Raw genomic sequence first — 22288 nt, forward strand, 5'->3', positions numbered from 1 at the left:
CGCCCGCGGCCTCACGCAGCGGGCGAGCAGCCGACCGGACGGGGCTGAGCGAGCGCACGGTGGCCGGTCACATCGCCCGGCTGCGTGAGCTGTACGACGCGGAGACGCTGTTCCGGTCGGGCCGGCGGATGCGGGGATCCCGGACGGGGGAGTCCGGTGGGTAGCCGCCGCTCAGCCGGTGGCGGCGCCGGTCGGCCAGTAGCCGGGGACGGCGGGTTGCTGCCGGGGGACGTTGAACTGCTCGCCGGGGGCGGTCCAGAAGCCCTCGCGCAGGGAGAGCGCCATGCCCGCCCAGTCGAGCGCGGTCTCGACCGTGTGGTTGAGGGCCTCCTGCGACCAGGTGTCGTCGAAGACCAGCGGCAGGACGGGGGCGACCTGCTCGATGGTGGCGATCAGCGGGTTGTGGGTGATGGCCTCGTCGACCAGGAGGACGATCGGCTTGCGCAGCGCCGACGCCCAGCCGAGCTCCAGGCTCACGCCGGCCGAGAGGGGGGCACCGACGTAGGCGAACACGAGGTCGGCGGACTGGAGGGCGCGGAAGTCGGAGGGGACGCGGGGCTCCGGCGCGCGGCCGGAGATGGTCCAGGCGTCGCTGTGGTGCGCGCTGTACACGGCGGCACCGCTGCGCAGGAGGGTGGTGCGGAGCGTCGTCAGCCGCGTCCGGCTGGCGAGGGTCACCACGCTGTCGGCCGGCCCGGTCAGTCGCATCAGCGGGGCGGCCAGGAACACACGTGCACGCCGACCCTCAGGGGCCTGGCTGTCGTGGTGACGCAGGTAGGGCTCGGTCATGTCGACTCCGGGGAAAGGCCGACCGGGGGAGTGAGTGTCGGCGATGCGTTGGATGTGGTCTGCTCGGTGGACTGATGCCGCTGCTGAACGGTTTAGTATTTGACGGTACATTGGCAAGGTGTGGCGCCCTGCCGAGACCATTGAGGGCGAACTGATCGTCCATCGCATCTCCGTGTCGCGTCCAGGGTTGGCCTGTGTCATCTGGATGACTGGCAGAGAGATGACGCACACCCCCGCATGCGGAAGCAGGTGACAGCCTCCCCCTGGCGTGGCACCATGTGGACCGTTATCCTGCTTGACGCTTCTAGTGGCGATTCTCCAGAAAAGTGAGGGCGTGACTGATATGCACCAATTTGTCCGCGTGGTTGTGCTTTCATTGGTTGCCGTCGCCGCCGTGCTCGGTGCCGGCTCTCTCGTGAGCGCTGCCGACTCGCACGACACGATTGCCGTCAATGCCGCCGTGAGCGTCGCAGACGACATCTCCTGGCAGTGAGCACGGCCGGTAACTGCACGGCCGGGTAACTGCACGGCCGCGTGCCAGAGTATTAACGGACCCGCCTGAAGCCGGCTGGGCGAGTCAGTCGGAAGTCTCCTGCGCCTTTCGGCCGAGGACATATCCGAGTTGGAATAGCGAGTCGACCTTGTAGTCGTCTCGCATTTCGGCTATATGTCTGGCCAGTGTCCGCTCGCTAATTCCAAGGCGTCGCGCGATAACTCGGTGATTGGTTCCTTCGAGCATCTGGTCAATGATCGTCTGACGCAGGCGTGACACGACCTGCTGCGGCACTGTGCGGTCGCCCTCGAATTCCAGGGCCCGGCTCCAGTACTGCTCGAAGACCTCATTGGCAAGATAGTCGACGACGGCCGGGTCGTAGATGAAGGCCGCGAGGCTCATGTCATCGTCGATCGGGATCACCGCCACGCGCCGGTCCATCACTATGAGCCGCGTATAGGGCTCGTCAAGAGTGCGGTACTGGCCGCCGGCTTGGGCGAGTGTGGCGACGTAATCCCTGGTCGGCTGGTGGTATCGGGTGCTGGCGTGGTAGATCGTCCGCATCTTCGTCCCACTGCGGAGCGTCTCAAGATCGTATGCGATCATTCCGGCGAGAAGATCCGGCTGCCGGGGGCCGCCAGGTTGGAGCGCCAGGGCCTCCTCGAACCCGGAACCCCTGAACTGCTCCAGCCGCTGCCGAATGAGCGCCTTCCCCCGTACATGCTCTATGGATCCTCCGGACCGCTTCGGGGTGTGGAATTCCCGGGCCAGATCCTGCAGTTCGGAGGGGAGCGATACGGCGCGTGACAGGAGTTCCAGTGCCTGACGTTGCCACGAATGGCTGAGGCTTGTCGAGAGCTGCGCGGGGTCGGCGGCCACGAAAACATTCGGATCATCACTGTCGGGTATGAGAAGGCCGATCCTCACCAGCTCGTCCCGCGCGGGATCATCCTGGTCGACATCGGAGTCCAACGGCAGTTTGCCGTCTCCTCGGATGACGGCGAGATATAGCTCTCGTGCTTCTGGCGAGAGGATGGTCAAGCTGGCGGCAAGGGGTTGCTCTCGTCCACTCATTCGCGACTCCTTGCCGTTACCGTGCTACCTGCGTCCCATCAGCGCTGGTGCTGAACGAGTTTTAGCATGCCAGATCTGGTGAGTCCCCCGGAGAGGGAATACGACCGCACTCTCTCACCGCACGGCAGCCGCCGGCACCCCCCGAGAGGAGGGGCCGGCGGCCGGTGGGTGCTTCGGTCAGCGCTTGGGGCGCCAGACGACGAGGGCGCTGGACTGCGGGGTGGGGGGCTGGTACGGGACGAGGTCGCGCCGGTAGGACGCGTGGACGGCGGCCTCGCGCTGCTGGAGGGCGGTGGCGGCGCCCTCCAGGGAGTCGACCAGTTCCGCGACCCGGGACCGCAGGGCGGTGACCTGGTTCTCCAGCTCGATGATCCGCTTGATGCCCGCCAGGTTGATGCCCTCGTCCTGGGAGAGCCGCTGGACCTCGCGCAGCTGCTGGATGTCGCGCGCGGAGTAGCGGCGGCCGCGGCCGGCGGTGCGGTCGGGGCAGACGAGGCCGAGGCGGTCGTACTGACGCAGGGTCTGCGGGTGCAGACCGGACAGTTCGGCGGCCACGGAGATGACGTACACCGGAGTGTCCTCGGTGAGGACGTACGTCGGCGGGGCCGCGGCGGCGCGGCGGGTGCGGCGGGGGCCGGCACCGGGCAGGCCCTCGCCGAGGCCGGGGCCGATCGGGGTGTCGGGGTCGATCGGGTTCATCGGGGACATCGGGGACATCTGGTCGTCACGCTCCCTTCGCCGCCCGGAACAGGGCGGCGCGCGGATCGTCGGAGGCGGTGGCCTCGCGGTACTGCTCAAGGGCGTTCAGCGCGTCGCCGGTGACGTGCTGGGGCACCACGACCTCGACGGTGACGAGGAGGTCGCCGCGGGTGCCGTCCTTGCGGGTGGCGCCCTTGCCGCGGGCGCGCATGGTGAGGCCGTTGGCGCTGCCCGGGGGCAGCTTGAGCTTCACGGTCGGGCCGTTCAGCGTGGGCACCTCGATGGTGGCGCCGAGCGCGGCTTCGGGGAAGGCCACCGGGACGGTGACGGTGAGGTTGTCGCCCTTGCGGCCGAAGACCGGGTGGGGGTCGACGTGCACGGTCACGTAGAGGTCGCCGGGCTGCCCGCCGCGCTCGCCCTGGGCGCCCTTGCCCTTGAGCCGGATGCGCTGGTCGGCCTGGACGCCGGCCGGGATCCGGACCTGCATGGTGCGGGCCGAGCTGGCCCGGCCGCTGCCGTGGCAGTCGGGGCACGGGTCGTCGACGATCATGCCCCGGCCGCGGCAGTCCTTGCACGGCTCGGAGAGGGCGAAGGCGCCCTGGCCGCGGCTGACGGTGCCCGCGCCGACGCAGGTCGGACAGACCCGCGGGGTGGTGCCGGACTTGGCGCCGGTGCCGTTGCACCCTCGGCAGGGGGCCTGGCTGGTCATCCGCAGCGGGACGGTCGCGCCGTCCACCGCCTCCTCGAAGGAGAGCGTCACCTCGGTCTCGACGTCGGCGCCGCGCCGGGGCTGGGCCTGCCGGGTGCCGCCGCGGTTGAAGAGGCCGCCGAACACGTCGCCGAGGCCGCCGCCGGCCTGGCCGGCGCCGCCCTGGCTGCCGCTGAAGAGGTCGCCGAAGTCGAAGCTGTAGCTGCCGTTGCCACCGGGGCCGCCGCCGGCCCGGAAGCCGCCGTTGGCGAAGAGGCTGCGGGCCTCGTCGTACTCCTTGCGGCGCTTCTCGTCGGAGAGGACGTCGTACGCCTCGGAGATGTCCTTGAACCGCTCCTCGGCCTTGGAGTCACCCTTGTTGGCGTCGGGGTGGAACTCGCGCGCGAGCTTGCGGTAGGTCTTCTTGATCTCGGTGGCGGTGGCGTCCTTGGGCACGCCGAGGACCTTGTAGTAGTCCTTCTCGACAAAGTCCTTGCCACTCATGGCTTCCGCCACCTCCCGATGTCCATCGTCACTGTGCTGTCAACAGCCGGTGAGCAAACGGCTGCTGACAGAGCGCTGCGGAGCCGGCCGCCGTACTGGCCGGCGTACGACTCCGCAGCGCACTGGTTGTCAGCTGTCACAGGTTGTCAGCTGTCCGAGCCACCGTCGGACTTGTCCGCGTCGGCGGACTTCGGCTCGGCGTCCGGGGAGGACGCCTGGCTGCCGGGCTGGGGCTCCGCGACGGCCACCATCGCCGGGCGGATGATCCGCTCGCCGATGCGGTAGCCGGGCTGGAGGATCTGCACGCAGGTGTCCTCGGTGACGTCCGAGGAGTAGCTGTGCATCAGCGCCTCGTGCATGGTCGGGTCGAAGGGCTCGCCCTCCTTGCCGAACTGCTGCAGGCCCAGCTTGGCGACGACCGTCTCCAGCGACTCGGCGACGGACTTGAAGCCGCCCGTGACCTCGCCGTGCTCGCGGGCGCGGCCGATGTCGTCCAGGACCGGGATCAGCGACTCCAGGATGTTGGAGACGGCGATCTCGCGGACGGTCAGCCGGTCGCGCTCGACGCGCTTGCGGTAGTTCTGGTACTCGGCCTGGAGGCGCTGGAGGTCACCGGTGCGCTCGGCGAGCTCGCGCTTGGCGGTGGCGAGGTCGTCCGACCCGGATTCCCCGGTGCCGGCCGCGGCGGCCTCCTCGGCAGCCTTGATCACGGCCTCTTCGGCGGCGGAGTCGTCGCCGGGCTTACCGCCCTGCGGCTTGTCCGTCATGCCGCACCGCCCTTGGGCTTCTCGTCGTCCACGATCTCGGCGTCGACGACGTCGTCGTCCTTGGCCTGGGCGGAGTCACCGGAGGGGGCGGCACCGGCAGCGGCGTCGGCGTTGGCGTACAGCGCCTGGCCGAGCTTCTGCGCGGTGGTGGAGACCTTCTCCGAGGCCTCGCGGATCTTCGCGATGTCCTCGCCCTTCAGGGCCTCCTTGAGCTCGCCGATGGCGGTCTCGACCTCGGTCTTGACGTCGCCCGGCAGCTTGTCGGCGTTGTCGGCGATGAACTTCTCGGTCGAGTAGACGAGCTGCTCGGCGGAGTTGCGGGTCTCCACGGCCTCGCGGCGCTTGTGGTCGTCCTCGGCGTACTGCTCGGCCTCGCGGCGCATGCGGTCGACCTCGTCCTTCGGCAGCGAGGAGCCGCCGGTGACGGTCATCTTCTGCTCCTTGCCGGTGCCGAGGTCCTTGGCGCCGACGTGCATGATGCCGTTGGCGTCGATGTCGAAGGTGACCTCGATCTGCGGCAGGCCGCGCGGCGCCGGCGGCAGGCCGGTCAGCTCGAACATGCCGAGCTTCTTGTTGTACGCGGCGATCTCGCGCTCGCCCTGGTAGACCTGGATCTGCACGGACGGCTGGTTGTCCTCGGCCGTGGTGAAGATCTCGGAGCGCTTGGTCGGGATCGTGGTGTTGCGCTCGATCAGCTTGGTCATGATGCCGCCCTTGGTCTCGATGCCGAGGGACAGCGGGGTGACGTCGAGCAGCAGGACGTCCTTGACCTCGCCCTTGAGGACACCGGCCTGGAGCGCGGCGCCGATGGCGACGACCTCGTCCGGGTTGACGCCCTTGTTGGCGTCCTGGCCGCCGGTCAGCTCCTTGACGAGCTCGGCGACGGCCGGCATGCGGGTCGAGCCGCCGACGAGGACGACGTGGTCGATCTCGGAGAGCGAGATGCCGGCGTCCTTGATGACGTTGTGGAACGGGACCTTGCAGCGCTCCAGCAGGTCCGCGGTCAGCTGCTGGAACTGGGCGCGGGTGAGCTTCTCGTCCAGGTGCAGCGGGCCCTCGGCGGAGGCCGTGATGTACGGCAGGTTGATCGAGGTCTCGGAGGACGAGGACAGCTCGATCTTCGCCTTCTCGGAGGCCTCGCGCAGACGCTGCAGGGCCATCTTGTCCTTGGACAGGTCGACGCCGTGGCCGGCCTGGAAGACCTTGACCAGGTGGTCGACGACGCGCTGGTCCCAGTCGTCACCACCGAGGTGGTTGTCACCGTTGGTGGCCTTCACCTCGACGACCCCGTCGCCGATCTCCAGGAGGGAGACGTCGAAGGTGCCGCCGCCGAGGTCGAAGACCAGGATGGTCTGGTCGTCCTTGTCCAGGCCGTACGCGAGGGCGGCCGCGGTCGGCTCGTTGACGATGCGCAGGACGTTGAGGCCCGCGATCTCACCGGCCTCCTTGGTGGCCTGGCGCTCGGAGTCGTTGAAGTACGCCGGGACGGTGATGACGGCGTCGGTGACGGTCTCGCCCAGGTACGCCTCGGCGTCCCGCTTCAGCTTCTGCAGCACGAAGGCCGAGATCTGCTGGGGGTTGAAGTCCTTGCCATCGATGTTGATCTTCCACCCGGTGCCCATGTGGCGCTTGACCGAGCGGATGGTGCGGTCGACGTTGGTGACCGCCTGGCGCTTGGCCACCTCGCCGACCAGAACCTCGCCGTTCTTGGCGAAGGCGACGACGGACGGCGTGGTCCGCGCACCCTCGGCGTTGGTGATGACGGTGGGCTCGCCACCCTCCAGAACGCTGACGACCGAGTTCGTCGTACCGAGGTCGATGCCGACCGCGCGTGCCATCGTAGATACCTCCACGGAAGAGTTGAGCTTTACGGGCTCAAGGATGCATGACTCGGTGGGCGGCGTCAACAGGTATGAGTGCGGCTCGCTCAACTTTGCTGAGCGGATCGGTGGGCGCCCGCCGCCGGAGTGTCCCGCCGCGCCGTGGCGGGGGTGCGCCCACGTGACTGCCGCCATAGCTTGGGAATCTTCTGGAGAACCGTTGTCCACCGGTAATGTCCGGGCCGTCGGCCCGGCAAGTTACCGACCAGTACACTCGGTTCCCGAAGAACGTGGAACCGCAGAGCCTGCTCAACCGCAAAGCCGCAGGAGACGGAGAGCCGATGCAGCTAGCAGCGATCGTCATCTCGCTGGTCACATTCGTGATCGGCACCGCGCTCGCCGCCCGTGCGGCGTTGTACATCTACAAGGTGGTCCGCACCGGCGCGCCGGACCCCACCCGCTTCGGGCAGCCCGCCCAGCGGGTGAAGACCGTCGCGACCGAGTTCGTCGGCCACACCAGGATGAACCGCTGGGGGATCGTCGGGATCGCCCACTGGTTCGTCGCGGTGGGCTTCTTCAGCCTGGTGCTGACCATCGTCAACGCCTTCGGCCAGCTCTTCGACGCCGACTTCGCGCTGCCGATCATCGGCCACTGGATGATCTGGCAGCTCTTCGTCGAGCTGGTCGGCACCCTGACCACCCTGGGCATCCTGGTCCTGATCGTGATCCGGCTGATGAGCCTGCCGTCCCGGTCGGGCCGCAAGTCCCGGTTCGCCGGCTCGATCGCCTGGCAGGCCTTCTACGTCGAGTACACGATCCTCGGCATCGGCCTGTGCATCCTGATGCTGCGCGGCCTGGAGGGCGCCCTCAACGGCGTCGACTCGTACGGGCCGGAGCACCTGGTCTCGTACCCGCTGGTCTCCGCGCTGAGCGGCCTGTCGCACGGCACGCTGGAGAACCTGATCTACCTGTTCGCGATGCTGAAGATCTCCATCTCGTTCGCGTGGGCGACCACCATCGGCCTCAACCCCTCGATGGGCGTGGCCTGGCACCGCTTCCTCGGCTTCTTCAACATCTACTTCAAGCGCGAGGAGGACGGCGGCACCGCGCTCGGCGCCCTCCGTCCGATGACCAGCGACGGTCAGCCGATCGACTTCGAGGACCCGGCCGAGGACGCCGTCTTCGGCGTCTCCCAGGTCGAGCACTTCTCCTGGAAGGGCATCCTCGACTTCTCCACCTGCACCGAGTGCGGCCGCTGCCAGTCGCAGTGCCCGGCCTGGAACACCGGCAAGCCGCTCTCGCCGAAGCTGCTGATCATGAGCCTGCGCGAGCACGCCTACGGCAAGGCGCCGTACCTGCTGGCCGGCGGCGGCAAGGACATGGAGGGCGAGGAGAAGGCCACCTCCGAGCAGCTCAAGGACGTCCCGGCGGCCGCCCTGGCCGAGGCCGGGCGCCCGCTGATCGGCACCGCCGAGGAGAACGGCATCATCGACCCGGACGTGCTGTGGTCCTGCACCACCTGCGGCGCCTGCGTCGAGCAGTGCCCGGTGGACATCGAGCACATCGACCACATCGTCGACATGCGCCGCTACCAGGTGATGATCGAGTCCTCGTTCCCGACCGAGGCCGGGACGATGCTCAAGAACCTGGAGAACAAGGGCAACCCGTGGGGCATGGCCACCAAGGCCCGCCTGGACTGGGTCAAGGAGCTCAAGAAGGAGACCGGCATCGAGGTGCCGGTGATCGGCGAGGACATCGACCCCGCCGAGGTCGAGTACCTCTACTGGGTCGGCTGCGCCGGCGCCCTGGAGGACCGCGCCAAGAAGACCACCAAGGCCTTCGCGGAGCTGCTGCACACCGCGGGCGTGAAGTTCGCGATCCTCGGCAAGGAGGAGTCCTGCACCGGTGACTCCGCCCGCCGCCTGGGCAACGAGTTCCTGTTCCAGATGCTCGGCGCGCAGAACGTGGAGACGCTGAACGCGGCCCTGGAGGACGCCCCGGTCAAGCGGATCGTCGCCACCTGTCCGCACTGCTTCAACACCATCGCCAACGAGTACCCGCAGCTGGGCGGCCACTTCGAGGTCATCCACCACACCCAGCTGCTCCAGCACCTCATCGACGAGGGCAAGCTGATCCCGGTCAACCCGGTCGAGGGCCTGATCACCTACCACGACCCCTGCTACCTGGGCCGCCACAACAAGGTCTACAGCCCGCCGCGCGAGATCATGGACAAGGTCCCCGGCCTGCGCCAGCAGGAGATGCACCGGCACAAGGAGCGCGGCTTCTGCTGCGGCGCCGGCGGTGCCCGGATGTGGATGGAGGAGCGCATCGGCAAGCGGATCAACACCGAGCGCGTGGACGAGGCGCTGTCGCTCAACCCCGACATCGTCTCCACCGCCTGCCCGTTCTGCCTGGTGATGCTCTCCGACTCGGTCAACGGCAAGAAGAACGAGGGCGCGGCCAAGGAGCACCTGAAGGTGGTCGACGTGGCCCAGCTGCTGCTCGACTCGGTGAAGGCCCTCCCGCCGGCCGGGAGCGAGGAGCAGCCCGCGACGGTGGACGCGTAACGCCCGTCGCAGAGCCCGCTGTTCGACAGTTCTGCTACAACCGCCCGGCCCGGTGGACGCTTCGAACGCGCCCGCCGGGCCGGGCTTTTGGGCGGCCCGACGGCGCGCGCCGGTACGGCGGGCGTACGGGGAGTGACGGCAATCGCACAGGCGCCGGACGGGCATTCGGTCGGAAGCAAATACAGTAGGCCCGGACCGGCTTCGTTCCGGTCGACCCGTTCCGGACGGAAGCCCCGGACGGGTGGCGACCCGCGCCGGCCGGACGGCCGGGTCCAGACCGACGACGAGGTGTCGGCCCGCCGGGCCGGGCCGCAGAGACACAAGGGGAACAGCGCAGACCATGACCGAGGCGATCATGCTGGTCGGTGGTAAGGGCACGCGACTGCGTCCGCTGACCACCCACACCCCCAAGCCGATGCTGCCGGTGGCAGGCGTCCCGTTCATCGCGCACCAGTTGGCCCGCGCGGCCGCCGCCGGCGTCACCCGCGTCGTGCTGGCCACGTCGTACCTGGCCGAGGTGTTCGAGGACCACTTCCAGGACGGCACCCCGTACGGCATCGAGCTGGTCTACCTGACCGAGCGCGAGCCGCTGGGCACCGGCGGGGCCATCCGCAACGCCGCGTCCGGGCTGACCTGCGGCCCGGACGAACCGGTCCTGGTCTTCAACGGCGACATCCTCTCCGGTGTCGACATCGCCGCCCTGCGCGACGGCCACGTGGCCGCCGGGGCCGACGTCACCCTGCACCTGACCCGGGTCGAGGACCCGCGCGCCTTCGGCCTCGTCCCGACCGACGAGGACGGGCGGGTGCTGGAGTTCCTGGAGAAGCCGGAGACCCCCGAGCAGATCGTCACCGACCAGATCAACGCCGGCTGCTACGTCTTCACCCGGTCCGTGATCGACCGCATCCCGGCCGGCCGCGAGGTGTCCGTCGAGCGCGAGACCTTCCCCGAGCTGCTGGCCACCGGCGCACTGCTGCGCGGCGTCGTCGACACCTCGTACTGGCTGGACCTGGGCACCCCGGCGGCCTTCGTCCGCGGCTCGGCCGACCTGGTGCTCGGCAAGGTCGACTCCCCGGCCGTCCCCGGCCCGACCGGCGACGCCCTGCTGCTGCCCGGCGCCACCGTCCACCCGGGCGCGGTGCTCAGCGGCGGCACCGTGGTCTCCGAGGACGCGGTGGTCGAGGCCGGCGCGATCGTCGAGGGCAGCGTGATCCTGCCGGGCGCGGTGATCGGCCCGGACACCCTGGTCAAGGACTCGATCGTGGGCGCCTTCGCCACCGTCGGCGACCGCTCGGCGCTGGACGGCGCGGTGATCGGCGACGGCGCGATCGTGGAGTCGGACAACGAGCTGCCCAACGGCATCCGGATCGCCTGCGGCACCCTGCTGCCGGTCGGCGCCGTCCGCACCACGGCCGGGCCGGGCGGCTGCCCGGCCGGCACCAGCGCGGCCGCGGCGGTGCACGGGCCGTCGGTCGGCGCGCAGCGGTAGCGCCTCCGGGGGCTGCCGGGCTCCCGGGGTGCCGGGCTGTTGGGCTCCCGGGGGTCGTTCCGGCGGGTTTTCGGCCCCGTTCGTCTCAGCCTCGCTGCAAACCGGCCCCGGCTCCGTCCGGGGCCGACGCGGGCCGGGCCGGGCGGGTACCTTCGGACCGTGGCTGGTAATCGATACGACAGCGGTCAGGGCGCCGACCGTCCGCACGGCGGGTGGTCGGCCCCTCCGCCGCCGTCGGTGCCCGGGGGGCACGGGGGGACGGACGGGCCGGAGTACTTCACGGCCCCGCACGCGGCGACGCCCGGCGGTCCCGGCGGTCCGGCCGGCCCGCCCGGCGGTCCGGGGCACCCGGCGGGGGACGGGTACGACCCGTACGCGGCGGACCGGCCCGGCAGCACCCGGGCCTTCCCGACCGGCGACCCGTACGCGGACGGCGGCCCGTATGCGCAGCAGCCGCCGTACGGGCCCGCGCAGGGCTACGGCCCGGACCAGGGCTACGGGCCCGACCACGGGTACGGTCCGGACCACGGGTACGGGCCCGACCACGGGTACGGGCCCGACCAGGGGTACGACCAGCAGCCGTACGGCCAGGACAACGTCGCCGTCTACCGGGCCGGCGGCCAGTCCGCTCCGCACGTCGCCGGGCCCCGGCCGCACTGGCGCGAGCTGTTCACCGGCCTGTTCCGCGCCCCGACCGCCATCTTCGACCGCACCCGCGACCACCAGGTCTGGCTGCCCGCCCTCACCGTCTCGCTGCTGTACGGCGCGCTCGCGGTGCTCGGCATCGGGCTGACCCACGACGACATCGTCAACTCGACCTTCACCGTGGCGCTGACCGGCATCCTCGCCGCCGCCATCGGCTTCACCGTGACCGGGGCGCTCTTCGGCGGAGTCACCTACGCGCTGGCCCGCCAGCTCGGCGGCGACGGCCCGTGGAAGGCGACCGTCGGCCTGGCCGCGCTGATCGGCTGGCTCACCGACGCGCCCCGGCTGCTGCTCGACCTGGTGCTGCCCTCCGGCAGCGCCGTCGTCCAGGTCGTCGGCTGGGTCACCTGGATGCTCTGCGCGTACCTGCTGACCAGCATGGTCCGGCGGCTGCACGACCTGCCCTGGGGCAAGGCCGCGGCCGCCTCGGCGGTACAGCTGGTCGCGCTGCTGGTGCTGATCAAGCTGCCGACGCTGGGCTGAGCGCCCGGCGGGCCGAGGGTTTCGGCGGGCGGACGGCTCCGGCGGGCTTCGGTGGGCGGAACCCTTCGGCGGGCGGAAGGCAGAATGGGGGCGGGTCGCGGCCGAGCGCCGGGCCCGCCCACCCTCGTCGTCCCACCTTCACCGGAGCCAGGAATGACCCTCCCCACCACCCACGTCAGCTTCCCGGCCGGGGCGGTGACCGGCGAGTCCCCGGTGCTCGCGGTGCACCCGCTGGCCGACGGCCGGTACGCCGTCGTCACCGAGGCGACCCCGTTCCACCCGCTCGACCACACCTGGCCGGACCAGCCGGCCGACCTCGGCACCCTGACCGTGGACGGCACCGGGCTGGCCGTCGTCGACTGCCTGACCGGCGCCGTCGGCCCGGACGGTGGGGAGCTGCTGGTCGGCGCCGACATCCCGGTCCGGCGCGGTGACGAGGAGTGGTCCTGGCTGGTCCTGCACGTCCTCGACGGCGACCCCGGCGACATCGTCGGCCGCACCGCCGCGCTCGCCGTCGACGCCGACCGCCGGGGCGCCCTCAGTGCCTCGCACAGCGGCTGCCACCTGCTCGCCCTCGCCCTGAACGCCGCGCTCGCCCCGCGCTGGCGCAAGGACCCGGGCCGCTCGGACGCCTTCGGCCACCCGGACTTCGACAGCCTCGCCATGGCGAGCTCGGTGATGGACACCGCGGCCAGCACCGACACCTACCGGCTCGGCAAGTCGCTGAAGAAGAAGGGCTTCACGGTGGACGCCACCGAGGAGTTCCCGGCCCTCGCCGACGCCCTGCCGGCCCTCACCGAGGCCGTCAACGCCCGGCTGGCCGCCTGGGTCGCCGCGGACGCCCCGGTCCGCATCGAGGTGCCCGGCCCCGAGCTGACCGCCCGCCGCCAGTGGCACTGCGAGCTGCCCGAGGGCGGCGCGCAGATCTTCTGCGGCGGCACCCACCTGCACCACCTCGGCGAGCTGGCCGAGCTGCGCACCGAGCTGCGGCTGTCCGAGGACGGCACCGAACTGGTCGCCGTCACCAGCCCGAAGCGGGCCTGAGGAACGCCGCGGGCGGCCACCCCTCCTTCCGACCTCGGAAGGGGGTGGCCGCCCGTCGTGCGTGCGCTCTGCGGAGCCCTTCGGCTCAGACCTTGGTGTGGTGGAAGTTCAGGTACGAGCGCGACGGCGTCGGGCCGCGCTGGCCCTGGTAGCGCGAGCCGTAGCGCTCCGAGCCGTACGGGTGCTCCGAGGGCGAGGAGAGCCGGAACAGGCACAGCTGCCCGATCTTCATGCCCGGGTACAGCTTGATCGGCAGCGTCGCGACGTTCGACAGCTCCAGCGTCACGTGGCCGCTGAAGCCGGGGTCGATGAAGCCGGCCGTGGAGTGGGTGAGCAGGCCCAGCCGGCCCAGGCTCGACTTGCCCTCCAGCCGGGACGCGACGTCGTCGGGCAGCGTGATGACCTCGTACGTCGAGGCCAGCACGAACTCGCCGGGGTGCAGGATGAACGCCTCGTCGCCCTCCGGCTCGACCAGCCGGGTCAGGTCCGGCTGCTCCTCCGAGGGGTCGATGTGCGGGTACTTGTGGTTCTCGAACACGCGGAAGAAGCGGTCGAGGCGCACGTCGATACTCGACGGCTGGATCATCGACGGGTCGAACGGGTCGACGACGACCCGGCCCCGGTCGATTTCGGTCCGGATGTCCTTGTCAGAGAGCAGCACGCTTCGAGGTTACGTGCAAGAAAGGGCCCCGGACGAATCCGCCCGGGGCCCGTCCGCCCTTCCGCCGGCCCTCAGGCCAGGAACTCCGCGGCCTCCAGCCGCATCGCCCGCGCCAGTTGCGGCTCCGACAGCTCCCGCACGTCGGCCAGCACCGAACTCCGCAGCCGTCCGCACTGCGGACATCGGATCAACCGCCCGGGGCCGATCCGGCCCGGACCGAGGTTCTGCATCGGGAACGTGGTGGTGCTGAACAGGTGCCCCTCGGCACAACGAACGACGGCGCGCTGCTCCATCGATCCCCTTCCCATCCCTAACCCAGTACTCACCCGTACTCACGTGCCCCGGCGGCCGAGCCCCGGGACAGCGTCACACGAAGGGATGTTCCGGACATTCCTCACCATGGCTCGCCGCCCCGGCCCCCACCCACCGGGGCACTCGCACGCGGCCCAAACAGTACGCCCCCGCACCCGCCCCACCGTGCTCCGCCACGTTCACCGACCCCCTGTGCAACCACCGTCGCAGATGGGGTACAGTGACACTGGATCGAGCGGTCTCTGACGGCTCATCAGGCGGGCGTAGTTTAATGGTAGAACATGAGCTTCCCAAGCTTAGAGCGCGAGTTCGATTCTCGTCGCCCGCTCCAGCAGTAAAGCCGCAGGTCAACGACCTGCGGCTTTCGCATTGTCTGGACCAATCTGGGCCTGCCGTGCCAGATCCGTGCCAGAACGCTCCTGGAACGGCAGCCGCCCCCCGGGCGGGGTGCGCTCGGTGGGGGCGCCAGGAGCCGTCCTCAGCCGCCGGTGCCGAGGGCTTCGGCGAGGCGGGTGTCCTGGTCGGGGGCGAGTCCGAAGCGGACGTCGCGGGGGCCGTAGGGGCCGCCGCAGAGCAGCACGCGGCTGAGGTGGGTGGTGGTGGCGCCGCTGAGAGGAGAGCTCCCATCGAAGAACCACGTCTCGCCGTCCCAGAAGGGGTGGTCGAGCAGGGCCTCAGCGAGGGCGGCTGTGGACTCGGGCGGGGCGCCGATGGCTGCAAGGGCGTCGGCGACGGTCGCGGTGGCGTCGGCTGGCAGGTCGACGTCGCCGAGGATGGGCAGCAGGAGGAGCAGGCGGGCGTCCGGGTCAGTGATCCCCGGCCCGTCGCCGAGGTGCCGGGCGACGTGGACCAGTTCGCACCAGGCGAGCCCGGGGCCGGCGAAGTGGCCGTCGATCCTTGCCAGTGAGCGTGGTCGGTCCCAGTCGGGGTGGGCCACGTAGTAGTCGACCCCTCCGTCCTCGACGAAGTTGCGGTGGACGATCAGGACGCTGTGGCCATGCTGCATGGACAGCCGGATGGTGGGCCAGGCGGTCGGGTCGGAGAGCCGCTCGTATGCGGCGTCCACGTCCGCACCGTCTGCACCGAACAGTGCGGGCTCGGGATCCAGATCCTCCCCCTCGGCGAGCCAAAGCAGATACGCGGCCCAGAAGCCCGGCAGGTGGACCAGTTCCTCGCCGATGGCAAGAGGATCGTTCTCGTATCCAGGGATCAGCACAGGCGCATGCTGTCACCCGGTTCCGACATCGTGTGGTGCGGGCCGGCATCTTCGGGAGAATCCGTACGGAACTGCAAGAACGGTCAAGATCTTCGCAGGTGAGAGGCCCTGTAGGGCGCCATGTTCTTGCAGTATGGGTATACGTAACTCGCTGCAAGAACCGCCTGACTAGTGCCGCATCAGACTGCGTTCGCCCCGTTGTGACGCATCGCTCGGTTGCCGCCAGGTGGCAACCGAGCGGCCAGAATGATCACGTGGCTGAACGCGTAAGAGTGCGGGAGATTGACGACGACGAGGGCAGGCGCCTGCTGCGGATCGTCCGCAGGGGCACCGGGTCCGTGGTGACCTGGAGGCGGTCCCAGATGGTCCTGCTGTCCGCGCAGGGCATGGCGGTGGCGAAGATCGCCGAGGTGACGTTCACCAGCGCGGACCGGGTCCGGGACGTGATCCACAACTTCAACACCGACGGCTTCGACTCGCTCTACCCGAAGTACAAGGGCGGACGGCCGAGGACCTTCACGCTGCCCGAGCGCCGTGAGATCAAGAAGATCGCCAAGTCCAGGCCGGCCGAGCACGGCCTGCCGTTCTCGACCTGGAGCCTGGCCAAGCTGGCCGACTTCCTGGTCGCCGAGGGGGTGGTCGACGACATCAGCCACGAGGGCCTGCGGGTCCTGCTCCGCGAGGAGGGCGTCTCCTTCAACGCGTGAAGACCTGGAAGACCTCCCGCGACCCGGACTACGCCGCAAAGAAGGCAAGGGTCGAGCACCTCTACGCGATCGCCGACGGCGAGGTCATACCCGAGCAGGGAGAACCCGAAGTCGTCTTCTGCATGGACGAGTTCGGGCCGCTCAACCTCCAGCCCCACCCCGGACGCCAGTGGGCCGAACGCGGCGGCAGGCACAAGGACCCCGACCGTGAGCCCCGGCCCCGCCGACGAGCGACCTACACCCGCCCGCACGGAGTCCGGCACCTGTTCGCCGCCTACGACCTCGCCAAGGATCGGCTCTACGGCCACATCAAGAAGACCAAGAACCGCTCGAAGTTCCTGGAGTTCTGCCGCTACCTGCGCTCGCTGCACCCGATGGACGTGCGCATCGCGATCGTGGCCGACAACTACTCGCCGCACCTGACCACCAAACGGTGCCAGCGGGTCGGGACATGGGCGGCCGCGAACAACGTCGAGATCGCCTACACCCCGACCAACAGCTCCTGGCTCAACCGGATCGAGGCCCAGTTCACCGCCCTGCGCTACTTCGCGCTCGACGGCACCGACCACGCCAGCCACAAGGAACAGGGCAGCATGATCCGCCGCTACATCATCTGGCGGAACAAGCACGCCGCCGACGAACGCCTACGCGCAGTCGTCGCCAGGGCCAACGTTGCCTGATGCGGCACTAGATCGAGCGCGTCCTGGAACGCTTTCGGACCGCGAAGCCAGCGTCCAAGAGGGGCAGCTCCCTCTCCTAGCCCTGAGGTCGAGCGAAGCTGTTGACTGCGGGAGGCACCCACAACCGAACGGTGCAATCGGTGCTGCCGGTGGCGAGCACGGAGCTATCGGGGGAGAAGGCAACCGATGTCACAGTGCCGCGATGGCCGGCGAGGGACTCACCAACAGGTTGATGGGTGGTTGGGTCCCACAGCCGCACGGTGCGATCGTTGCTCCCCGTCGCGATGAGTGCGCTGTCGGGGGAGAAGGCCATGGTTGTAACGGCACCGTCATGACCCATAAGGGGCTTTCCGACGGGCTGATGGGTGGTTGGGTCCCACAGCTGCATCGAGCGATCGTGACCGGCAGTCGCGATCAAGCTGCCATCCGGGGAGAACACCACGGAGCTGACTGAGCCGCTGTGGCCATCACGGAGTTCGCCGGTCGGCTGGTGCGTGCCAGAGTCCCAAAGTGTCACCGTGCCAGCATCGGTGGCGGTTGCGATTAGCGTGCCATCGGGGGAAAACGCAACTCCGGTGATGACCCCACGTCGGCTGGCCAGAGGATCACTGGCAGCCTGTTGCGCGGCCGGCAACCACAGTTGTACCTCGCCAGCGTCAGTAACGATGGCAAGGAGGACTCCGGTGGGCGAGAAGACCACTGATGTGATGGGGCCGAGGTTGTCGGCAAATGGCCCGCCCGCCGGTACCCGGGTGCCCGCATCCCACAGGCGAACCGCCCCGCTACGGTCTGCGGTTGCTAGCAGGGTGCCGTCGGGGGAGAACGCGACTGACCGAACGGAGTCGCGGTGATTGGTCAGGGGCCTTCCGACGGGTTGCCGGTCAGCAGGGTCCCAGAATCGCACCGTATCGTCGGCGCTCCCGGTAGCCAGTGTGGTTCCGTCGGGGGAGAACGCGGCTGACCAGACCGCGTCACGGTGTCCGACAAGGGGCGCCAGATAGATGCCTTCGCCGTTCTTGAGCGCGGTTAGGACGCTTCGACTGGCGAGGCCGCGTGCGGTCAGAACACCTAGTCGGGAGCGCAGTTCGGCGTCCTCGCTGAGCAGGTTGTCATGCGGGTCGTCTTTGTCCCGAGTGCGCTGCGTCGGGACAAGCAATGGCAATGTCTCCTTGCCCTCCCATACCCGCACGACGCGATCGTAGCCAGCGGTGGCGAGCAGGCTGCCGTCGGGGGAGAACGCCACCGACTTGACGGGGACGGCATGACCGGTCAGGGGATCTCCGACCGCTTCGTGGGTGGCCGGGTCCCAGAGCCGTACCATGCCATCGTCGCTGGCCGTGGCGAGCAGGCTGCCGTCGGGTGAGAACGCCACCGCAGTGGCGGAGCCGGTGTGGCCGGCCAGGGGCGTTCCGACCGCTTCGTGGGTTGCTGGGTCCCAGAGCCGCACCATGCCATCGTCACTCGCGCTAGCTAGCAGCTTGCCGTCGGGGGAGAACGCCACCGACCTGACGAGCCCGGTGTGGCCGAGCAACGGTTTGCCGATCGCTTGGTGGGTTGCTGGGTCCCAGAGCCGCACCATGCCATCGAAGCTAGCGGTGGCCAATGCGCTCCCCTCGGGCGAGAAGGCGACTGCCGTGACGGGGCCGGTGTGTCCGGTCAGCGGCTTGCCGACCGCTTCGCACGTGTATGGGTCCCAGAGCCGTACCGTTCGGTCGAAGCTGGCGGTGGCCAGCACGGTGCCATCCGGGGAGAACGCGACTGCTGCGACCTTTTGTCGCTTCGTGAGTTGGAGAGCTCCGGATGATTGATCTGACCTCACGTCCCATAGGCATACGCCATGTTCGTCACTGGCAGCCGCCAGCAAACGTCCGTCCGGAGAGAACGCCACCGACCTGATTGTGCTCTTCTGGGCAGTCTCGGGATTGCTGATGGCCTGGTGGGTGACGGGGTCCCAGAGCGTCACCTTCCCAGCGGCGCTGCCGGTCGCGAGAAGCTTGCCATCGGGGGAGAACGCCACAGACCATACGAAGCCGGAGTGAGGCAGGAGCACAGACGCGCGGCGAAATTTCAAGCTTCGGCTATGCGTCAGCGACTCAGAAGGGTTCGCTGGTGTGTCGCTTCCCGGCTGAGTGGGTGCAGAGGGTGGTGGATCGCTCTCAGCAACCGTGACCGACTGTGCCGAATTGAATGCTGCGGGTGCGTGACGGGCCTCGGACTGTAGGTGCGCCACTCGGTTCCAGCTCGTGCGCCAGAACTCGACCCTTGGGTCGTTGCGGCCTACAGGGGACTGGCCATCGTTCGAGTGGCTGAGCAGCGTCCGGACGAGGGCGATGAGGAAGTCTCGACTGGGCAGACGCTTACCCGTGAGGGTCTCACTGATCGCGGAGGCCGACAGTGGCCGCCCGGAGGGTGCGGCGCGGCTGATCATGCGCTGGGAAGGGTTGCCGCATTCGATCTGCAGTCTCCGGAGTCCGGTGGCGAAGTCGGCGAGTCCTCGCTGGAACGCGGCTTCGGGTGTCATCCCCGAAGAATCCCCATGCGCCACGCATGTCCCCCTGATGGTCTGCGGGACTCAGCGTAGGGCGCTGGCTACCGAACAGGACCGAATTTCGCCGAACACCACCATACAGAGTTGGGTGTTCGCTCCGCGCACCATCTTGTACGGCGTCGGCCTGCGGCGATCGGGTATGTCTGAGCCTGTTCGTGCCATAGGAGTCGTGGCGGGTGAGCCTGGTGTGCTGGTCGCATGGATGAAATCGAAGAGCCCACCTCGCCCTCCTCTCCTCGGGTTGACTCCAGGTCAAGGCCGGTGTCGGTGGAACCGATCCGTGACCGGGTGCTTGATCTGGTCGCACTGTTGCTTCTGACCACGCTGGCGGCGGCCGTCTTCCTGATCGCCGGGTCTGAGGCGTTCACGGCGGTCACCAGCGTTGGCCTGGGCTTGTTTGCGAGCTGGCGCGGTAGGCCCCCTCGTCCGTGAATGGTCTCAGCGACGGGTACCGGGTTCTGTCGCTAACTGGCGATTCAGCTGAGGGGCAGACGGGTTGGCCGCCGGTGCCAGCGTCCGGCTCGCGGGTGATCGCCGCTAGGAGGCTCCCTCGCGGCCGGTCGGCGACCTGATCACCGGACCTGGGCGGCATCGCCCATGTGGCCGTTCGCCCTGGCGTGCGGGAATCGGAACAGTGCTGTCCCCGCTTGTGGCGGCCACTTCGATCGCTGGTCGTACCGCTTCGGTCACTCGTGAAGGTGAGGTGAGACTTCTTGACAACAGTCCCGGTGATCGCTATTTCCGCGGTATGCTTTTGCAATGCCTGAACTGCAAGAAGAGTCGAAAGATGATCGCACCGCTGTCGAGCTGTTCGCGGGCGCGGGCGGCCTCGCGATGGCCGTCCATGGGGCGGGCTTCCGGCCATTGCTGTTCAACGAGTTCGCCCCACGAGCCTGTCAGACCCTGGAGGCGAACGGGGCCAAGCCCCGCGGGGATGAGGAGCGGATCCCGGAGCCGGGGGAGCCGTGGCCGCTCGCGGCGGGGGACGTTCAGGGCCTCGATATGAGCTACCTGCTCGGTCGTGTCGACGTGCTCGCCGGCGGTCCGCCCTGTCAGCCGTTCAGCCTGGGCGGGATCGCCAAGGGGGACGAGGACAAGCGGAACATGTTCCCTCAGATGTTCAAGGCGATGCGCCAGATTCGACCCAAGGCCGTCATCTGCGAGAACGTCGTCGGACTGCTCAGGCCATCGTTCAAGCCGTACCTCGAGTACATCTTGCGCGAGATGGAGATGCCCTTCGAGCTGCGTGATCCGGAGATCAGCTGGCAGAAGCACGACAAGGCCCTCATCGAGGCCAAGGGCAGGGCCGCCGGTGACCCGGCGGAGCGCTACAAGGTGGTGATGACGCGCGTGAACGCCGCCGATTACGGGGTCCCCCAGGTCAGGAACCGCATCTTCATCGTCGCCTTCCGGGAGGACCTGGGGGTCGACATCGACCAATTCAAGAAGGATGTGCGTCCCCAGTACTCGGAGGAGGCGCTGTTCCGGACCATGCTCGACGGCTCGTATTGGAAGCGGCATTCATCGGTGCCCGCGGATGTCCGCGCCCGGGTCATGGCCAGGATCCCCAAGGACGTTTCGCTCATCCCAGACGGTTCGAAGCCTTGGCGTACGTTCCGGGACGCCATCGCCGGCATCGATGAGAACGAGGGCAAGCCACTACCGAAGATCCCCTGGGACAGGCTTGACCGCCAGGAGTACCGCGCCGGGGGGTTCACCGACCACATCGGATGGCCCGACGCTCGCATCTACAAGGGCCACACGCCCAACGAACTGGACCGTCCCGCCAAGACTGTGAAGGCCGGCGTGCACGGAGTCCCTGGCGGCGAGTCCGTGATGCTGACCGACGACCTTGAGACTTCCGGCGGAACCATCTACAGGCATCGCTACATGACGGTGCGTGAGACCGCCCGGGTCATGACCTTCCCTGACGATTGGAAGCTCGAAGGCCCTAGGGGGGAGAAGATGCGGCAACTCGGCAACGCGGTCCCGGTGAAGCTCGGTGCCGTATTCGCTGACGCGGTGGCCAAGGCCCTCGACGCGGCACCGGGATCACAGTCGTGAGCGATGCGGCGGAACCGTCCCAGAGCCGCTGGAATGACCGGCTGCCCCCCGATCGCGCCTGGAAGGGGCGGCCGGGGAGGACACGGAAGGCTCTGTCCGCTGAACAGGACCGAGCAGCGGGTGGTCGCCATCGACGGGTGGTTGACTTGGGTGAGGGCCGGATCGCTCACGCCTCGGTCTCGTTGAGGGTCCTGCCTAAGACGCGGCGGATCCGAGCGTCCCTGCGTTGGGGCGACGGACGGAAGTCTCCAGAGCGCTACCTGGGCGAGGTGGAGCAGGACACCCGCGCGGCCAATCTGGCTGAGGGCTGGCGGCTGGCCTGGGCGATGGGCCTCTTGATGGAGGAGACGCTGCCCGAGGACTCGACAGCCTCGACCCCGGCGGTCCGTGCCTCGATGAGAGGTAACCGCGGAAAGGACACGAAGCCCGAGAAGGTCCTTCGCTCTCTGCTTTTCAAGAAAGGGCTTCGCTACCGGGTCAACGCGCGGCCGCTCCAGGGCCTCCGGCGCAGTGCGGATGTGTTGTTCCCAAAGGCGCGAGTCGCGGTCTTCGTTGATGGCTGCTTCTGGCACGTCTGCCCGGAGCATCATCGACCGGCGACCAAGAACGTGGACTTCTGGGAGGAGAAGTTCGCCGACAACCAGCGGCGGGACGCCGAGACCAGCCGAATCCTGGAGGAGGCGGGTTGGACGGTCATCCGGGCTTGGGAGCATGAGGCACCGGAGGACGTGGCGAAGCGGGTCATCTTGGCGGTCCGCGGAGCGTCCGGCGAGGCGTAGCTACAGTTCCCCGTCGAGCATCAAGCCATCGATGGCGTCGGTCAACCTGCGTAGGACGATCCGGCCGTCACCGTCGCTGTACGCGAGGACTGTACTCCCAGTGTCGAGACCGGCCTCGGCGAGAATCCCCATCGGGATCTGCACTCGGCCGCTCGCATCGATGGTGACTTCCGCAGGTTCCCGGAGTATGGGCCGAGTC

18 protein-coding genes, 1 tRNA gene and 2 pseudogenes are annotated in these 22288 nt (G+C 68.9%); 10 read left to right on the plus strand and 11 right to left on the minus strand.

Annotation, left to right across the window (positions count from 1 at the left end):
* Nucleotides 1-171: 171 nt before the first annotated feature.
* Entirely contained in the window at nt 172-789 is a 618-nt protein-coding gene (locus ACWGKU_RS21830; protein WP_143204511.1) for a TIR domain-containing protein, read from the minus strand.
* A gap of 307 nt (nt 790-1096) precedes the next feature.
* Between ACWGKU_RS21830 and ACWGKU_RS21835 the strand changes: the two genes are divergently transcribed.
* Nucleotides 1097-1282 (plus strand): hypothetical protein, encoded by a 186-nt coding sequence (locus ACWGKU_RS21835; RefSeq protein WP_401052662.1) that lies wholly within the window; start codon nt 1097-1099, stop codon nt 1280-1282.
* Nucleotides 1283-1366: 84 nt separating this feature from the next.
* On the opposite strand, the gene ACWGKU_RS21840 is transcribed toward ACWGKU_RS21835, so the two are convergent.
* The 5 genes from ACWGKU_RS21840 to dnaK all read right to left on the minus strand — a co-directional run bounded on the left by ACWGKU_RS21840 (nt 1367) and on the right by dnaK (nt 6852).
* The gene (locus tag ACWGKU_RS21840; RefSeq protein ID WP_401052664.1) at nt 1367-2356 is read right to left on the minus strand and encodes a hypothetical protein; all 990 of its coding nucleotides are present in this window, start codon (nt 2354-2356) and stop codon (nt 1367-1369) included.
* A gap of 177 nt (nt 2357-2533) precedes the next feature.
* Nucleotides 2534-3064, minus strand: a complete 531-nt coding sequence (locus tag ACWGKU_RS21845) for a heat shock protein transcriptional repressor HspR (RefSeq protein ID WP_359897738.1) — start codon at nt 3062-3064, stop codon at nt 2534-2536.
* Between the two features lie 16 nt (nt 3065-3080).
* Entirely contained in the window at nt 3081-4247 is a 1167-nt protein-coding gene (dnaJ, locus tag ACWGKU_RS21850; RefSeq protein ID WP_401048555.1) for a molecular chaperone DnaJ, read from the minus strand.
* A gap of 146 nt (nt 4248-4393) precedes the next feature.
* Nucleotides 4394-5014 (minus strand): nucleotide exchange factor GrpE, encoded by a 621-nt coding sequence (gene grpE / locus ACWGKU_RS21855; RefSeq protein WP_359897740.1) that lies wholly within the window; start codon nt 5012-5014, stop codon nt 4394-4396.
* Nucleotides 5011-6852, minus strand: a complete 1842-nt coding sequence (gene dnaK, locus ACWGKU_RS21860) for a molecular chaperone DnaK (protein ID WP_359897741.1) — start codon at nt 6850-6852, stop codon at nt 5011-5013. Before dnaK ends, grpE begins: the two co-directional genes overlap by 4 nt.
* Nucleotides 6853-7175: 323 nt before the next feature.
* On the opposite strand from dnaK, the gene ACWGKU_RS21865 reads away from it, so the two are divergent.
* The 4 genes and pseudogenes from ACWGKU_RS21865 (at nt 7176) to ACWGKU_RS21880 (ending at nt 13122) form a co-directional block, all read left to right on the plus strand.
* On the plus strand, nt 7176-9401 hold the full coding sequence (locus ACWGKU_RS21865) for a heterodisulfide reductase-related iron-sulfur binding cluster (RefSeq protein WP_452179081.1): 2226 nt from the start codon (nt 7176-7178) through the stop codon (nt 9399-9401).
* A gap of 340 nt (nt 9402-9741) precedes the next feature.
* Nucleotides 9742-10806 (plus strand): annotated as a pseudogene (locus ACWGKU_RS21870) (sugar phosphate nucleotidyltransferase); the annotation flags it as partial.
* A 243-nt stretch (nt 10807-11049) separates the two neighbouring features.
* Entirely contained in the window at nt 11050-12078 is a 1029-nt protein-coding gene (locus ACWGKU_RS21875) for a YIP1 family protein (protein WP_452179080.1), read from the plus strand.
* A 153-nt stretch (nt 12079-12231) separates the two neighbouring features.
* Nucleotides 12232-13122: an alanyl-tRNA editing protein gene (locus ACWGKU_RS21880; RefSeq protein WP_359897744.1), complete on the plus strand. Its 891-nt coding sequence runs from the start codon at nt 12232-12234 to the stop codon at nt 13120-13122.
* 85 nt (nt 13123-13207) lie between these two features.
* Here the strand turns inward: ACWGKU_RS21880 and dcd are convergent, their stop codons facing one another.
* The gene (dcd, locus tag ACWGKU_RS21885; protein ID WP_380548121.1) at nt 13208-13783 is read right to left on the minus strand and encodes a dCTP deaminase; all 576 of its coding nucleotides are present in this window, start codon (nt 13781-13783) and stop codon (nt 13208-13210) included.
* Between the two features lie 71 nt (nt 13784-13854).
* Nucleotides 13855-14076, minus strand: coding sequence for a hypothetical protein (locus ACWGKU_RS21890; RefSeq protein WP_380351225.1), 222 nt, complete (start codon nt 14074-14076; stop codon nt 13855-13857).
* Nucleotides 14077-14352: 276 nt separating this feature from the next.
* Here ACWGKU_RS21890 and ACWGKU_RS21895 point away from each other — a divergent pair.
* Nucleotides 14353-14426: transfer RNA gene (locus ACWGKU_RS21895), tRNA-Gly, on the plus strand.
* Between the two features lie 147 nt (nt 14427-14573).
* Here ACWGKU_RS21895 and ACWGKU_RS21900 read toward each other — a convergent pair.
* A complete protein-coding gene (locus tag ACWGKU_RS21900) occupies nt 14574-15311 on the minus strand; it encodes a hypothetical protein (RefSeq protein WP_452179079.1) in 738 nt (245 codons plus the stop codon).
* Nucleotides 15312-15565: 254 nt separating this feature from the next.
* On the opposite strand from ACWGKU_RS21900, the pseudogene ACWGKU_RS21905 reads away from it, so the two are divergent.
* Nucleotides 15566-16698 (plus strand): annotated as a pseudogene (locus ACWGKU_RS21905) (IS630 family transposase).
* A gap of 76 nt (nt 16699-16774) precedes the next feature.
* Here ACWGKU_RS21905 and ACWGKU_RS21910 read toward each other — a convergent pair.
* Nucleotides 16775-19219 carry a WD40 repeat domain-containing protein gene (locus tag ACWGKU_RS21910; protein WP_452191533.1) on the minus strand — a complete coding sequence of 815 codons (2445 nt, stop codon included), beginning with the start codon at nt 19217-19219 and terminating at the stop codon, nt 16775-16777.
* A 225-nt stretch (nt 19220-19444) separates the two neighbouring features.
* On the opposite strand from ACWGKU_RS21910, the gene ACWGKU_RS21915 reads away from it, so the two are divergent.
* The 3 genes from ACWGKU_RS21915 to ACWGKU_RS21925 all read left to right on the plus strand — a co-directional run bounded on the left by ACWGKU_RS21915 (nt 19445) and on the right by ACWGKU_RS21925 (nt 22089).
* Complete coding sequence (locus ACWGKU_RS21915; RefSeq protein WP_402969275.1) at nt 19445-19678, plus strand: hypothetical protein; 234 nt, start codon at nt 19445-19447, stop codon at nt 19676-19678.
* Nucleotides 19679-20005: 327 nt separating this feature from the next.
* Nucleotides 20006-21310 (plus strand): DNA cytosine methyltransferase, encoded by a 1305-nt coding sequence (locus tag ACWGKU_RS21920; protein ID WP_452179078.1) that lies wholly within the window; start codon nt 20006-20008, stop codon nt 21308-21310.
* Between the two features lie 269 nt (nt 21311-21579).
* Entirely contained in the window at nt 21580-22089 is a 510-nt protein-coding gene (locus tag ACWGKU_RS21925) for a very short patch repair endonuclease (protein WP_452179077.1), read from the plus strand.
* On the opposite strand, the gene ACWGKU_RS21930 is transcribed toward ACWGKU_RS21925, so the two are convergent.
* On the minus strand, nt 22090-22278 hold the full coding sequence (locus ACWGKU_RS21930; protein WP_452191536.1) for an AbrB/MazE/SpoVT family DNA-binding domain-containing protein: 189 nt from the start codon (nt 22276-22278) through the stop codon (nt 22090-22092). It abuts the gene before it with no gap.
* Between the last annotated feature and the right edge of the window lie 10 nt (nt 22279-22288).

It is taken from the genome of Kitasatospora sp. NPDC054768, from assembly GCF_053612025.1.